12 protein-coding genes are annotated in these 14,353 nt (G+C 74.2%); 6 read left to right on the top strand and 6 right to left on the bottom strand.

Annotated elements, in window-relative coordinates; translation table 11 throughout:
* Positions 1-276: 276 nt before the first annotated feature.
* From ACZ7GJ_RS20570 to ACZ7GJ_RS20590, 5 genes are all read left to right on the top strand, one after another.
* The gene (locus tag ACZ7GJ_RS20570; protein WP_470753525.1) at positions 277-3,516 is read left to right on the top strand and encodes a TIM-barrel domain-containing protein; all 3,240 of its coding nucleotides are present in this window, start codon (positions 277-279) and stop codon (positions 3,514-3,516) included.
* A 179-nt stretch (positions 3,517-3,695) separates the two neighbouring features.
* Entirely contained in the window at positions 3,696-4,607 is a 912-nt protein-coding gene (locus tag ACZ7GJ_RS20575; RefSeq protein WP_470753526.1) for a LysR family transcriptional regulator, read from the top strand.
* Between the two features lie 58 nt (positions 4,608-4,665).
* Positions 4,666-4,923, top strand: coding sequence for a DUF6158 family protein (locus ACZ7GJ_RS20580; protein ID WP_470753528.1), 258 nt, complete (start codon positions 4,666-4,668; stop codon positions 4,921-4,923).
* Between the two features lie 97 nt (positions 4,924-5,020).
* Positions 5,021-5,578 (top strand): TetR/AcrR family transcriptional regulator, encoded by a 558-nt coding sequence (locus ACZ7GJ_RS20585; RefSeq protein ID WP_470753530.1) that lies wholly within the window; start codon positions 5,021-5,023, stop codon positions 5,576-5,578.
* Positions 5,579-5,619: 41 nt separating this feature from the next.
* On the top strand, positions 5,620-7,143 hold the full coding sequence (locus ACZ7GJ_RS20590; protein WP_470753531.1) for an MFS transporter: 1,524 nt from the start codon (positions 5,620-5,622) through the stop codon (positions 7,141-7,143).
* 63 nt (positions 7,144-7,206) lie between these two features.
* Here the strand turns inward: ACZ7GJ_RS20590 and ACZ7GJ_RS20595 are convergent, their stop codons facing one another.
* The 3 genes from ACZ7GJ_RS20595 to ACZ7GJ_RS20605 are packed head-to-tail and all read right to left on the bottom strand — an operon-like array spanning position 7,207 to position 10,483.
* On the bottom strand, positions 7,207-8,343 hold the full coding sequence (locus tag ACZ7GJ_RS20595; RefSeq protein WP_470753532.1) for a serine hydrolase domain-containing protein: 1,137 nt from the start codon (positions 8,341-8,343) through the stop codon (positions 7,207-7,209).
* Positions 8,340-9,971, bottom strand: a complete 1,632-nt coding sequence (locus ACZ7GJ_RS20600) for a carboxylesterase/lipase family protein (RefSeq protein WP_470753534.1) — start codon at positions 9,969-9,971, stop codon at positions 8,340-8,342. The genes ACZ7GJ_RS20595 and ACZ7GJ_RS20600 overlap by 4 nt, the downstream gene beginning before the upstream one ends.
* Positions 9,968-10,483, bottom strand: coding sequence for a mycothiol transferase (locus ACZ7GJ_RS20605; protein ID WP_470753537.1), 516 nt, complete (start codon positions 10,481-10,483; stop codon positions 9,968-9,970). Before ACZ7GJ_RS20605 ends, ACZ7GJ_RS20600 begins: the two co-directional genes overlap by 4 nt.
* Positions 10,484-10,666: 183 nt before the next feature.
* Between ACZ7GJ_RS20605 and ACZ7GJ_RS20610 the strand changes: the two genes are divergently transcribed.
* Complete coding sequence (locus tag ACZ7GJ_RS20610; RefSeq protein ID WP_470753538.1) at positions 10,667-11,614, top strand: hypothetical protein; 948 nt, start codon at positions 10,667-10,669, stop codon at positions 11,612-11,614.
* Between the two features lie 66 nt (positions 11,615-11,680).
* Here ACZ7GJ_RS20610 and ACZ7GJ_RS20615 read toward each other — a convergent pair whose 3' ends face one another.
* From ACZ7GJ_RS20615 to ACZ7GJ_RS20625, 3 genes are read right to left on the bottom strand one after another with little or no spacing between them, the layout of a single operon-like run.
* Positions 11,681-12,706, bottom strand: coding sequence for an NAD(P)/FAD-dependent oxidoreductase (locus ACZ7GJ_RS20615; RefSeq protein ID WP_470753540.1), 1,026 nt, complete (start codon positions 12,704-12,706; stop codon positions 11,681-11,683).
* The gene (locus tag ACZ7GJ_RS20620; RefSeq protein WP_470753636.1) at positions 12,703-13,263 is read right to left on the bottom strand and encodes an isoprenylcysteine carboxyl methyltransferase family protein; all 561 of its coding nucleotides are present in this window, start codon (positions 13,261-13,263) and stop codon (positions 12,703-12,705) included. The genes ACZ7GJ_RS20615 and ACZ7GJ_RS20620 overlap by 4 nt, the downstream gene beginning before the upstream one ends.
* A 13-nt stretch (positions 13,264-13,276) precedes the next feature.
* A complete protein-coding gene (locus ACZ7GJ_RS20625; RefSeq protein ID WP_470753542.1) occupies positions 13,277-14,338 on the bottom strand; it encodes a type III polyketide synthase in 1,062 nt (353 codons plus the stop codon).
* Positions 14,339-14,353 lie beyond the last annotated feature (15 nt).

Consider the following 14,353-nt stretch of genomic DNA (forward strand, 5'->3'; position numbering starts at 1 on the left):
GACGGCGACTGCGAGCGGCCGTCGCCGTGCCGCTCGCGCAGGCCGGTGTCCTGCAGTCGCCGGCGCGTCGTACTCGAACGGCCAAGCTACCGAGGCCGGCCGCCGGGCGTGCCGGTTTCGGTGAACCAGCGGTCAGACACCTGACGGATGCTCAAAGATGCTCGATCTGAAGCGACTTCAAGCAACTTCCTTCAAACGGAGCGCGCGGAGCGCTATGTTGCCGGGAGCATGCCAAAGAGGTGTGTCCGTGAGCCGGACCGCACGAGGAGCTGCACCATGAGACTGATCCGCATCCGCAGGAGCAGGCCCCGGGGAAGGGTGAGGCGCCGCACCGCGGCCCTGCTCGCCGCCGCCCTCGCCGTGGCGGGTCTGGCCGCCGCCGGGCCGGCCGTGACTCCGGCCAAGGCGGCGGTCGGGGCCCCCGCGGCCGTCGGGGCCCCCGCCGCCCCCGCCGCCCCCGCGGCCACGGCCGGGAACGTCACCGGCTTCGCCCAGTCCGGGAACACCTTCACCGTCACCGCCTCCAGCGGCGCCAAGGCCCGCGTGGTCGTCGCCCGCGCGGACATCTTCCGGCTCTGGCTCTCGCCCGACGGCGCCTTCACCAACGACCCGGCCGGCTCCGACCTCGCCCCCACCACCGACTTCGGCCCCGTCAGCCCCGCGTACACCGACGCCGGCACGTACTACCGGATCACCACCGGGGCCCTGTCCATCCGGGTCAACAAGTCCCCCTTGCAGTTCTCGGTCTACCGGGCGGACAACTCCACCCCCGTGTGGCAGGAGGCCCAGCCCACCTCCTGGACCGGAAGCCAGACCACCCAATACCTCAACCGCGGTGCGGACGAGCAGTTCTACGGAACCGGCCTGCGCCTCGGCGAATGGGCGCTGCGCGGCAAGACCGTACCGGTGGCCGTCGACAACAAGTGGCGCGAGAACAACAACGCCAGCCCGGCCCCCTTCTACATGTCCACCAACGGCTACGGCGTCATGCGCAACACCTGGGCCCCCGGCTCCTACGGATTCAACGCCCCCACCACCCTCACCCACAACGAGAGCCGCTTCGACGCCTGGTACTTCACCGGCGACTCCCTCAAATCGGTCCTCGACGCCTACACCGACGTCAGCGGCAAACCCTTCATGGCCCCCGCGTGGGGCTTCGAGCTGGGCAACGCCGACTGTTTCAACGCCTCCAACCCCGACTACCAGGGCGACCACAACCGCCTGCGCCACCAGACCACCCCGGACGTGGCCGGCTACGCCGCCGACGCCCGCGCCGCCGACATGCCCTCGGGCTGGTTCCTGCCCAACGACGGTTACGGCTGCGGCTACACCGCGCCGCTGAAGTCCACGGTCGACGCACTCAAGGCCAAGGGCTTCCAGACCGGGCTGTGGACCTCCACCGGCCTCGGCTCCATCAAGGACGAGGTCTCCGTGGCCGGCAGCCGCGGGGTCAAGACCGACGTGGCCTGGATCGGCAGCGGCTACAAGTACGCCTTCAACGGCGTCCAGCAGGCGGTCGACGGCATCGAGAAGAACTCCGACGCCCGCCGCTACGTCTGGACCGTCGACGGCTGGGCCGGCACCCAGCGCAACGCGGTCGTCTGGACCGGTGACACCAACGGCACCTGGGACGACATGCGCTGGCACGTCCCCGCCATCACCGGCGCAGGCCTGTCCGCCCTCAACTACGCCGCCGGCGACATCGACGGCATCTTCGGCGGCAGCCCCAAGACGTACGCCCGCGACCTCCAGTGGAAGGCCTTCACCCCGGCCTTCATGACCATGTCCGGCTGGGGCGCGACCAACCCCTCCGCCGGATACCAGGACAAGCAGCCCTGGCGGTTCGCGGAGCCGTACCTCTCCATCAACCGCAAGTACCTCCAGCTCAAGATGCGCCTGATGCCGTACCTGTACACGATGAGCCGGGTCGCGCACGAGAGCGGAGTGCCCAGCACCCGCGCCATGGTCCTGGAGTACCCCGACGACCCGGTGGCCCGCGGCAACCTCACCAGCGGCCAGTTCATGGCCGGCGACTCCTTCCTCGTCGCGCCGGTGGTCTCCGACACCTCCGTACGGGACGGCATCTACCTGCCCGCCGGCACCTGGACGGACTACTGGACGGGCAGGACGTACGCCGGACCGGGCTGGCTGAACGGCTACCAGGCCCCGCTCGACACCCTGCCCCTGTTCGTCAAGGGCGGCGCGATCGTCCCGATGTGGCCGCAGATGAACTACACGGGGGAGAAGCCCGTCTCCACCCTCACCTACGACATCCACCCGCGCGGCGCCTCCTCCTTCAGCCTCTACGAGGACGACGGCCTCACCCGCGCCCACCAGTCGGGCGCGTACGCCCGCCAGCAGGTCGACGTCACCGCCCCCGCCTCCGGCCCGGGCACGGTCACCGTCTCCGTCGGCGCCCCGACCGGCAGCTACACCGGCAAACCGGCCGCCCGCGGCTACGAGTTCACCCTCCACGTCGCCACCGCCCCGGGTACGGTCACGGCGGACGGCGGCGCCCTGCCCGGGCATTCCTCGAAGGCGGCCTACGACGCCGCCGCGTCGGGCTGGTACTTCGACGCGGCGGACCGCGGAGGCGTCCTCCGGGTCAAGACCGGCTCGAAGTCGGGCGCGTTCAGCGTCACGGCCACCGGCACCACCGTCCCCGCGGCGGACCCGATCCCGACGACCTCCGCCCCGATCTCCCAGTCGGCCTGGACCCTGGTCTCCGCCGACAGCCAGGAGACGGCCGGCGAGAACGGCGCGGCTCGCAACGCCTTCGACGGCAACCCGGCGACGATCTGGCACACCGCCTGGTCCTCCGGTACCCCGGCGCCGCTCCCGCACGAGATCCAGATCGACCTCGGCGCCCGCCACACGGTCGACGGCCTCGGCTACCTGCCCCGCCAGGACGGCGGCGTCAACGGCCGGATCGGGGGCTACGAGGTGTACGTCTCGGACACCACCGCCGACTGGGGCGCCCCGGTGGCCAGCGGCACCTTCGCCGACACCGCGGCCCGCAAGGACATCACCCTGGCCGCGCGGGCCGGCCGCTACCTCCGCCTCAAGGCCCTGACCGAAGCCGGGGGCCGCGGACCCTGGAGCAGCGCCGCCGAGATCACGCTCACCGGCCGGGCCACCCCGTTCCCGGCGGACGCCACCCTCGTCAACGCGGCCTCGGCCAGCTGCGTGGACCTCCCGCACAGCGCCACCACGCCGGGCACGGAACCCACCCTGTACACCTGCCACGGCGGCCCCAACCAGCGCTGGACCCTTCAGGGCGACGGCCGCCTGACCGGCCTCGGCGGAGTCTGCCTGGACGGTACGAGCCCCGCGCGCGTCACCGTCCAGACCTGCAACGGCAGCTCCGGCCAGACCTGGCAGCCGGGCCCCCAGTCCAGCCTGCGTACCGGTGGCCAATGCCTGGCCCCGGTGGCAGGCGCCACCGCGAACGGCACCAAGCTCACGCGCGCCGCCTGCGACAACTCGCCGGCCCAGCGCTGGACCCTCACCCCCTGAACGCCCCCCACGGCCGATGGGTCGGCACCCGTCCCCTTCTTGCCCAGCGAGGTCCGGACCTCGCTGGGGCGGGGGACGGGTTGCCGCCCGGGCTGTGCCCTGAGGAGATCGTTGTCCACCGGGAAACCCAAGTCAATCCTCCGGTTTCCTCCCAACACCCAAGCGATACCTTGGGGCTCATGACCCTCGATGATCTCCGCGCCTTCATCGCCGTCTGCCGGGCGGGCAGCCTCAGCGCCGTCGCCCGCGACCTCGGCTGCACCCAGTCCGCCGTCAGCCAGCACGTCCGCCGCCTGGAGAAGCAGACCGGTGCCCAACTCCTGGAGCGCCACGCGCGGGGCGTCGTACCCACCGAGGCCGGGCGGATCCTGTGGGCGGCCGCCGCCGACGGGATCAACGGCCTCGACGGCGCCCTGCGACAGCTCGACGACCTCGTCCGCGGCGGCGCGGGCTCGGTCCGCGTCACCACCGGTGCCACGACCGTGCGGCACTTCATGGCCGAGGCGGTCGTCGGCTTCCGCCGCAGCCACCCCCGGGTGAGCCTGGAGTTCCAGACCGAGAACTCCAGCCGCAGCTGCTTCGACGCCCTCGCGGCCGACGACCTCGACCTCGCCTGGATCACCATCGGCGCCCCCGTCCGCGGCATCGAGCAGCGCCCCGTCATGGACCTGCCCTGGGTCGTCGCGGTCCGCGCCGACGACCCCCTGGCCTCCCGGCCCCGGATCGAGCCGGCCGACCTGGCCGCCGTACGCCACATCCGGCTGCCCGAGAACTCCGCCTCCCGCGCCCACTTGGACGCGGCCCTCGCCCAATCCGGCGTCCGGATCACCTCCGACACCAGCGTCGCCGACTGGGACACCGCCCTGCTGCTGGCCGAACTGGGCCTGGGCCACGCCGTCGTGCCGGCCCTGCCCGGGTGGCAGGTGCCCGGCACCGGCGGCCCGCTGCGCCTCGTGCCCGTTCCCGCGCTGCCTCCCCTCGCGGTGGGCTGGGCCGTGCGCCGCTGGACGGCCCTCAGCCCGCCGGCCCGCGTCTTCGCCGACGAGGTCGCCCGCAGCTGCCGAGCGCGCGCCGCCGCCACCGGCGGATGATGGAGGGACCGGGGCCGGGCGCTGCGCCCGGCCCGGCCGAGGAGGAGGTGTACGCGCCATGGCGGAGAACGAGGGCGGTCCGGCGGCGCGCAAGCTGGAGGAGGGCCGGCTGCTCAAGGAGCTGGAGGCCATCCACCGCACGCGCCACGAGACGCTGCTGCACGGGTCCGACGACGCGCTGGTCACGCACACGCACCGGATGAACGAGCTGGAGCACGAGTACGTGCGCCGTCACCCGGAGCGGGCCCAGACCCCGGGCCGTACGCGCTCGGGCGCACGCGCCCGTACGGCGGATCACTCGGACGGCGGCGCGTAGACCTGAAGGCGACTGCGGCCAACCGTAACGGCACCGGTTGAGCAAATTTGCTTCAGATGAGACAAAAATGTATCGTCTGAGGCGAAGGAGGCTCATCATGGTGCAGCAAAACGAACTTCTGGACGGCGCCGCCCGCGTCCTCGCAAGCGATCACAGCGCCTCGATGGCGCACATCGCCGCAGGCATCGGCACCAGCCGCGCCACCCTGAGCCGTCGCTACGCGACCCGGGAGTCCCTGCTCAAGGCCGTCGCCGTCCGCGCGATCGAAGTGGTCGACGGCTGCCTGGGCCCCGCCGACCTGGCCGAGGGCGCCGACGGCGCGGCCTTCGACGCCGCGCTGGAGCAGCTCGTCACCGACCTGCTGCCCGCCGCCCACCTGTACGGCTTCACCTCGCGCGACGCCACCGTGCTCGCCGATCCCGAGTTCCGAGCCGGTATCGAACGCCAGGACCAGCGGGCCCTGGCGTTCCTGGAGCTCGGCCAGAGGCTCGGCCGGCTCCGCGCCGACCTGCCCGCGTATTGGATCTGGTACTCGCTTTGGGGCCTGCTCGACGCGGCCGCCGAAGGCGTGCGCGACGGGCACCTCGCCCCCCGCCAGACCGGCCGACTGGTCCTGGCCTCCTTCCTCGGCGGAACCCGGCCCTCGGCCGAGTAGTCCTGCAGCGTGACCTCCGCACGACCCTGAACGGAACCCCCATGCACACCCCCACGCAGGATCCGCGCCGCTGGATCGTGCTCGCGATCCTCTCCGGCAGCCTCCTGCTCATCTCGATGGACACCACGATCCTCAACGTGGCCTTCCCCTCGCTCGTCGGCGACCTCCAGCCGGGCGCCGTACAGCAGCTGTGGATCATCGACATCTACGCCCTGGCGCTGTCCGGCCTGCTGGTCACCGCCGGCGCCCTCGGCGACCGCTGGGGCCGCAAGCGGCTGCTGATGGCGGGCTTCGGCATCTTCTCCCTCGCCTCGCTCATCGCCGTCCTCTCCACCGAGGCCTGGCACGTCATCGCGGCCCGCGCCCTCCTCGGCATCGGCGGCGCGGCGATCATGCCGTCCACCCTGTCGATCCTGCGCAGCGTCTTCACCGACGCCAAGGAACGCGCCTTCGCCCTCGCCGTCTGGGCGGCCGTCTTCGGCGGCGGCATGGCCTTCGGCCCGGTCGTCGGCGGTCTCCTCGTCCAGGACTACGGCTGGCACTCGGCCTTCCTCCTGAACCTCCCCGTCGCCGCGGTCATCGTCGCTGCCGGCCTGCGCTACCTCCCCGAATCCCGCTCCCCGCGCGCCACCGGCGCGTGGGACTGGTGGGGCGTCGCCCAGTCGATCGTCGGCATGCTCGCCCTCGCGGGCGGCATCAAGCAGCTCGGCAAGAGCGGCATCGCCGACCCGCTGCCCTGGGCCCTGCTGGCCGTCGCCGTCGTCGCGCTGACCGTCTTCGTCCGCCGCCAGCTGCGCCTGGACAACCCGCTGCTGCAGGTACGGCTGTTCACCAAGCCCGCCTTCAGCGTCGCCGCGACCGCGATCTTCCTGCCGATGGTGGGCATGGGCGCGATCCTCTTCCTCGTCACCCAGTGGTTCCAGTACGGCCAGGGCTACACCCCGCTGGAGGCGGGCCTGCGCCTGCTGCCCGCGCCGCTCGCCCTGATCTGTGCCTCGATGGTGGCCCCCACCCTCATGCAGCGCTTCGCGATCCGCCACGTCCTGGGCGCCGGACTGGTGGTGCTGGCCGCGGGCATGGCCCTGCCGTGGATGCTCCAGCAGTTCGCCGACCTCGGCTACCCGGCCTTCGCCGCCGCCCTGGCGGTCATCGGCCTGGGCGCCGGCGTGGCCACCACGGTCGCCTCGGTGACCCTGATCTCCTCCGCTCCCGCGGACGAGGTGTCCAGCGCGGCCGCCATCGAGGAGACCTGCTACGAGCTGGGCTCGGCCATGGGCGTGGCCATCCTCGGCTCCACGGCCGCCGCGCTCTACCGGGGCAACCTCCCCGCCCTCGACCTCGACGGCCCCACCCTGACCGCCGTACGGGACTCCGTGGGCGAGGCGGCCCACACCGCCGAGCGGATCGGCGGCGACGTCGGCGGCGCCCTGCTCGACGCCGCCTCGCACGCCTACACCCTGGCGATCACCCCGGCGTTCCTGCTGGCCGGAGCCCTCGCGGTCGCCGCCGCGGCCACCACCTGGGCCATGATCCCGCGCGACCTCCAGCCGACCGAGAACCACTGACCGGGCGGACGTAAGCGGTTGGACGTACGGGGTTGGACGTACGGGGTTGGACGTACGCGGCGCTCAGGAGGCCGCGTACGTCCAGAACTCGCGCATCAGCGCGGGCGGTGTCGGGCCGCTCAGCTCCAACTGGGTCAGCAGGATGCTGACGGCCCCAGTGGAGGGAGTGATGTGCGCGGCCGTGCCCGTGCCGCCGATCCAGCCGTAGCGGCCGGGCACGTTCCACGGATCCCTCGGCGCGATGTCCACCGAGCCGCCGAAGCCCCAGCCCTGGCCCTCCAGGAACAGCTCGGCGCCGGCCCGCTGCGCGGGAGTCAGCCAGTCGGTGGTCATCCGCCGCACCGAATCGGCCGACAGCAGCGGGCCGCCGCCGTCGTCGAGCAGCATGCGGGCGAACGCGTGGAGGTCGTCCACGGTCGACACCAGCCCGCCGGCTCCGGAGGGGAAGGCCGGCACGCTGCTCCACTGCCCGTCAGGGGCGTCGATCAGCTCCAGTCCGCCCTGCGGTCCCGTCCGGTAACAGCTGGTGAAACGCCCGCGGTCGGCGTGCGGGACGGCGAATCCGGTGTCCGCCATGCCGAGCGGCTCGAAGATCCGCTCGGCCAGGAACTCCGGCAGTGAACACTTCGCGACCCGGGCGATCAGCACCCCGAGGACGTCCGAGCAGGTGTTGTAGAGCCAGGCCTCGCCCGGTTGGTGGAGCATCGGGATCCGGGCCAGCGTCGCCATCCACTCGTCCGGCGCCGCGGTCAGCTGCGGCTGCGGAGGCCCCTGCCGCAGCTCGCTGAACAGCAGCCCGACGGCGGGCAGCGAGAAGTCGGACGGGAACCCCCACCCGGCCCGGAAGGTCAGCAGGTCCGCGACGGTGACGGCGCGCTCGGCCGGGACCACGTCGTCGACCGGGCTCGACGGCGTCCGCACCACCACCGGCGAGGCCAGCTCGGGCAGCCACGGCGCCACGGGGTCGGTCAGCGCGAAGCGGCCGTCCTCGACCAGCATCATCACCGCCGCCGCGGTGACGATCTTGGTGACCGAGGCGACGCGGAAGAGCGAGTCCCGCACCATCGGGGCCGTGCCGTCGGCGTCAGCGCTCCCCACGGCCGCCACCTCGACCCGGTCGCCCCGGCCCACCAGGGCAACCGCCCCGGCCGTCGAACCGTCGGCGACGTGCCGTTCCAGGATGTCGCTCAGCCCGGTCAAGAGCCCGCCTTTCCGTAGGCGTCGCCCAGGGAGTCCCAGAGCGCGCAGTGGTGTTCGGCCCCCGCGTCCACCGGGCGGATCCCGCCCGGACCCGGAGCCAGCGACAGCACGGAGGACGGCGGCGACGGCGCCCACCGCGGAGCCCCGGGCCCGTTCGGGTCCCCGGTCCGCGCGAACCGGACCCAGTAGCCGGCCATCCGGTCCGCCAGCGCCCGCTGCGGCCCGCTCAAGGCGAAGGGGGTGTCGAACAGGTAGGGCAGCTCGAACCCGTGCGTGGCGCCGTACGGGAATCCGGGCACCTCCGGGAGCCCGGCATAGTTCGGCGCGCTCCGGTCGCTGAACCGGTAGTCGTACGTGGCCACGTGCCGCGCCAGCGCCCGGCTGTCCCGCAGCTGCGGACACAGGAACGAGGCATCGGTCAGCAGGGTGGCGAAGGCCAGCGCGGGCGTCGGGTACGCGCTCACGGGATAGGCCGCCTCGATCTGGGGGGCCCAGGCGCCGAAGGCGGCGCGCAGCCGGGCCCGGTAGGCCTGCGGATCGCCGACCGGGTAGGTGGCCAGGGTCTGCCCGAGGAAGAGCCGCATCTCGTCCAGGTTCCCGCCCTGGAGCACCGGAACCCGGGCGAACTCCCCCCGCTCCAGGGCCCGTCGGGGCTCGGTCGGGAGCAGGGCGCCGCCGTGGGGGAGGAGGGAGAACTGCCACATCAGCTCGGGCGTCGCCAGCCTTTCGACAGCCAGACCGCGCAGGCAGTCCGCCGTCTGGGCGTCCGTGGGTCGCTGGCAGCCGAGCCGGGCGGCAGCGGCCGCGCCCTCGGCGATGGTGCGCTCCTGCGGGACGAACGGGGTGTAGGCGCCGAGTTGCGGATGCACGGACCGGGCGGGAGTGGTGGTGGAACAGGAGCCGCTCTGCATGATCGCCCGGTGGAAGAGACCCGCCGAGGCGGGCGAGACGAGGTGCGCGCAGACGCTGAGCGCTCCCGCGGACTCGCCGAAGAGGGTGACCCGGTCGGGATCGCCGCCGAAGCGGGCGGCGTTCGCCCGCACCCAGCGCAGCGCGGCCTGCTGATCGGCGAGCAGGAAGTCGGGGGCGCCGCCGAGGGCGGGATGGGCGAAGAGGCCGAAGACACCGAGGCGGTAGTTGACCGTGACCACCACGGCGCCCTCGACCCCGGAGAGCCGCCCCGCCCGGTACGCGTCCCCCGCGCCGTCACGAAAGCCGCCGCCGTGGAACCAGACCATGACGGGCCGCCGGGCGCCGGTCGGTTTCCGGTCCGGGGCGGTCACGTTCAGGAACAGGCAGTCCTCCGAGCCGCTCGGCCCGCCCGGCCCGATCGCGGGCAACTGCACGCAGCGGGCTCCGGGCGCACCGGCGTCCCGCACCCCCGTCCAGCGCGCGGCGGGCGCCGGAGGCCGCCAGCGCAGGGCCCCGACCGGCGGCGCGGCGTACGGGATGCCCTCGAAGGTGCGGTACCCCGCTTGCGCCCGGCCGCGTACCGCGCCGTGGTCGGTCTCCACCACGGGCCGCCCGGCCCCCGTGTCGCCGGAGGCCGGACCGGCCGCGAGCAGTACCGGCGCGGTCAGCAACAGCCCCGCCAGCAGGGCCCGCGCGGCCCGCCGTACGGCCGTCATCCGCGGCCCCGCGTCAGCACGCCCCGTAGGAACGCGGCCTGCCCGGCGTGCTGGAGGTCGTCGGCGATCACGCTGACAAGCCGCACCCCCAGCGTCACCGGCGGGTCCCAGGCCTCGTCGACGACCCGGTCCAGGTCGGTGGCGGCGAGCCCGTGCAGGAACTGCCCGGTCCGCGCGTGGACGGCGTCGAAATAGCCCAGCAGCAGTTCACCGGAGTCCACGCGCACGCTCCCGGCCTGGTGCGCCGTATGCCCGTACCCGGTCGATCCGGCGGGCAGCGGCAGCGCGAACCGGTCGGCCCATTTCCCGGCGTTCCACACCTGCTCCATCCCGCCCGCGTCCGCCACGTGGTCGTCCTGGATCCGGGTGAGGTGCCACACCAGCCAGGTGATCGAGTTCGCCGCCGGATCGAGGCGGGCGTTCAACTGCTCCGCCGACAGCCCCTCGACTGCCTCGTGCACCGCGTCATGGACCCTGCCGAACGCGTCGGCCAGTACCTCCGTGCCCTTCATGCCTCCACCCTTCCCACGCCGGGCGGGAGCCATCCGGCCCGGCCCGGACGGCCCCCCGTTTGCCCGCCCCGAATGGCGCAGCGCACGGAAGTGCCGCTGAATGTAACAAAGCGTGCGATTCCCATGACGCACGATGACCGGCGCGCGATGTGTAGACCCGCGCGTCGGCGAACGGAGCTTTCCATGAATGACCCCATCACGCTCGCCGCGACGGAGCACGAAGAACCGCGCCGGCTCCCCGACACCACAGCCATCCGGCCGCCGGCCGACGACACCCCCGAGGACGAGGCGCCGACCGCGGACGAGGCACCGGATACCACCCGGGCGGGCGGCCGGCCCATACGCACCGTCCTGGTGACGGCGGCCACCGGGCGCCCCCTCGAAGAGGTCGCCGAACTCGTCAGCCTGCTCAAGGAGACCGGCCAACTGCCCAACCCCGGACACGAGGCGCTGCGGGCTGCCGCGGTGTCCCGGCCCGTCGACGAAGTCGGGGAGATGGTCACGCTGTTGGGCCGGCCCCCGCACGACGGGGTGGAGACCGACATCACCCTGCGGGCCGCCGCACTGGGCCGGCCCATCGAGGACGTGGCCCGGCTGGTGAGCATCCTCGGCACCGGCGAACCGGTGGCGCACCCCCCGGTCCTGCACGAGCCGGCCGAGCGGCCCGCTCCGGCCCCGGCCCCCGCCCCGGCCGAGGCTCCCCGTCAGGGCCGGGCGGCGGAGCCGGTCCCGGCCGCCCGCGGTTCCCTCGCGCTGCGGCACGTGCTGCGCTGGCCGGTGGCGCTCGCGCTGCTGGTCTGCGGGACCCTGCACCTGCCCGGCGACCTGGAGGGCGTCTCCTCCGGTGACCCCGGGGGGCTCCTCGCCCTCGCGGTCACCGTGCTGTGCCTGGGCCTCGGCGGGCTGGTGGCGGTCCGGGACACCGCCGCGGTGTGGCGGACCGGGGCCGTGGCGGCCCTGGCCGTGACCGTGCTGCACGTGCTGGGCGGGGTCGTCGACTTCGACCCCCTGGCGGGCGCGATCGGCGGCTCCGCGGCCTGGACGGGCGTCACGGCGGTGCTCTGCGCGGCCTCCGCCGCCGTCCTCGCGGGCCTGGCGCTCCAGTACCGGACGCCACGCGGCGGCTCCTGACCCGCAAGGGGGCCCGGGCGGCGACGCGTGCGCCGCCCGGGCCCCCTTCGTTCTGCGCGCCGGCGGCTACGCGAGCACGTTCACCAGCCGCGTGAACACCCCGGGCAGCCGGGCGGCCAGCGGCACGATGCGCCGTGCGAGCCGGGGCTGTCCGCGGGCCCACAGGAGGGAGGCGGTCAGGGCCCGGTAGCTGCGCGAGAGCTCCAGCCAGGCCCGCTCGTACTCCCGCGGCCGGCCCGCCCGTACGCACCGTACGAGCTCACCCGCCGCAGTGACGGCCAGAGTGAGCCCCTCACCCGTGAGGGCGTCGACGTACCCGGCCGCGTCCCCCACGAACAGCACCCGCCCCGCCACCCGCACCCGGGAGCGCTGGCGCAGCGGCCCCGCGCCGCGCACCGGCGCGCCGGGAGCCGCGGGCAGCCGGGCCGACAGCAGCGGGAACCGGGCGAGTTGTACGTCGAAGGGCGCCTGCTCGGTGGTCAGGACGGCCACGCCGATCCGGTCGGGCCCCAGCGGGGTCACGTACGCCTCGGCCCGGTCCGACCAGTACACCTCGACGCAGTCGCTCCACGGGGCCACGGCGTAGTGCCGGCGCAGGCCGTAGCGCGCGGGCCGGCCGGGCACGGGCGGCGCGGCGAGGCCCAGTTCCCGCCGGACGGGGGAGTGCAGTCCGTCCGCCGCCACCAGGTAGCGCGCGGTCAGGCCCGCCGCGCCGACCGAGTCGGGCCCCTGGCGCACCCCCTCGATGCGGCGGGCGACCACCCGTACGCCCAACTGCGCGGCCCGGTCGGCCAGTGCGGCCTGGAGTCCGGTGCGCCGGGCGCCGAGCCCGGGGCCGGTGCGGAACAGCCCCTCCGCGTGGCGCCCGGTGGTGCCGTCGAGGTAGCGGATGCCGTGGAAGGGCCGGCCGGGCACGCTCACGCCGAGCTCGGCGAGCCGGCGTACGCCCGCCGGCATCAGGCCCTCGCCGCAGGCCTTGTCGATGGGGGTCGGCCGGGGTTCGGCGACCACCACCTCCAGCCCGGCCAGCGCGCCGTGGATCGCGGTCGCCAGCCCCGCCGGGCCGCCGCCCGCGACGAGCAGGTCGATCACGGTGCGGTACGCGGGGCCGCGGCGGGCAGGTGGTCCGCCGTGCGGTCCGCCGGGGCGTCGGCGAGGGCGGCGTCCTCGCAGCGGATGCGGGCGCCGAGCAGGACCGCGTTCAGGGCGGTGAAGCCGACCGCGGTCACCCACGCGGTGTGCACCAGGGGCAGGGCGATGCCCTCGGCGACGACCGCGACGTAGTTCGGGTGGCGCAGCAGCCGGTACGGCCCCGCCGTCACCAGCGGCAGCCCCGGCACCACCAGCACGCGGGTGTTCCAGCGCGGCCCGAGGGTGGCGATGCACCACCAGCGCAGGACCTGCGCCGCCGCGGCGAGCGCGAGGGCGGGCCAGCCAAGCCAGGGGACGAACGGGCGCCCCGCGGCCCACGGTTCCACCGCGCACCCGGCCAGCAGCGCGGTGTGCAGAGCGACCATGGCCGGATAGTGGTCCCGGCCGTACTCGCGGGCGCCCCGGGCCAGGCTCCAGGCGCTGTTGCGGCGCGCGGTGACCAGCTCGGCGAGGCGTTCGGCGGCGACGAGGCCCACGATCAGCAGGTACAGGTTCATCGGCACGGTTCACTCACCAGCGCAGCAGGACGAGTTCGGAGGCGAAGCCCGGACCGAAGGCGATCATCAGCCCGATCGACCCGGGCGGCGGCGGTCCCGACTCCTGGAGGGTGGCGAGGATGTGCAGGACCGAGGCGGAGGAGAGGTTGCCGACGGCGGCCAGCGAGTCCCGGCTCGCCGCGAAGGCCGCCTCGGGCAGCGCCAGCGCCTGCGCCAGTACGTCGAGGACCTTCGGCCCGCCGGGGTGGCAGATCCACGCGTCGACGTCCGAGGGCTTGAGGTCGTGCCCGGCGAGGAAGGTCTCCACCTCCTCCGCCACGTGCAGCCGCACCACCTCGGGGAGTTCGGGGCCCAGCACCAGGCGGAAGCCCCAGTGGCCGATGTCCCACCCCAGCAGGTGCTCGGTGCCCGGGTAGAGGCGGCTGCGCGAGGCCACCACCGAGGGCCCGGGGCCCGAGCCGTGCAGCGGATGGCTCTCGCCGACCGCCACCAGGGCGGCGGCCGCGTCGCCGAAGAGGGCCGCACCCACCAGGGCGGCCATCGAGGCGTCCGCGCTCTGGAGGGTGAGCGAGCACAGCTCGGTGGAGAGCAGCAGCGCCGCATGGCCGGGGCTGCCGGTCAGGTGCTCGTGGAGGTGCCCCACCCCGGCGGCGCCCGCGGCGCAGCCGAGGCCGAAGAGCGGCAGCCGCCGTACGTCCGGGCGCAGGCCCGCGCGGCCGGCGAGGCGGGCCTCAAGCGAGGGCGTGGCCAGACCGGTCACCGTGGTCGACATGACCAGGTCGAGCTCGGAGCCCGGCAGTCCGGCGTCGGCGAGGGCGAGTTCGACGGCCCGGCCGCCGAGTTCGAGGGCGGCCTCGACGAACAGGGCGTTGGTGGCGCCGAAGTCGTTCGAGGGTCCGTACCGCTCCAGCGGCAGTGCCAGATGACGGGACCCGACCCGTACCGACGCGTGGACCCGGTGCAGGAGCGCGCTGTCGGAGCCCGGCGGGAGGAAGCGGGCGAGCGCCGCCGCGATCTCGGACTGTGGGTAGCGGTGGGGAGGGAACACGCTGCGCACCGCGAGGACACGTGTCATTGCCTCAACATAGGC

The sequence above is a fragment of the Streptomyces sp. NPDC037242 genome (assembly GCF_055604165.1).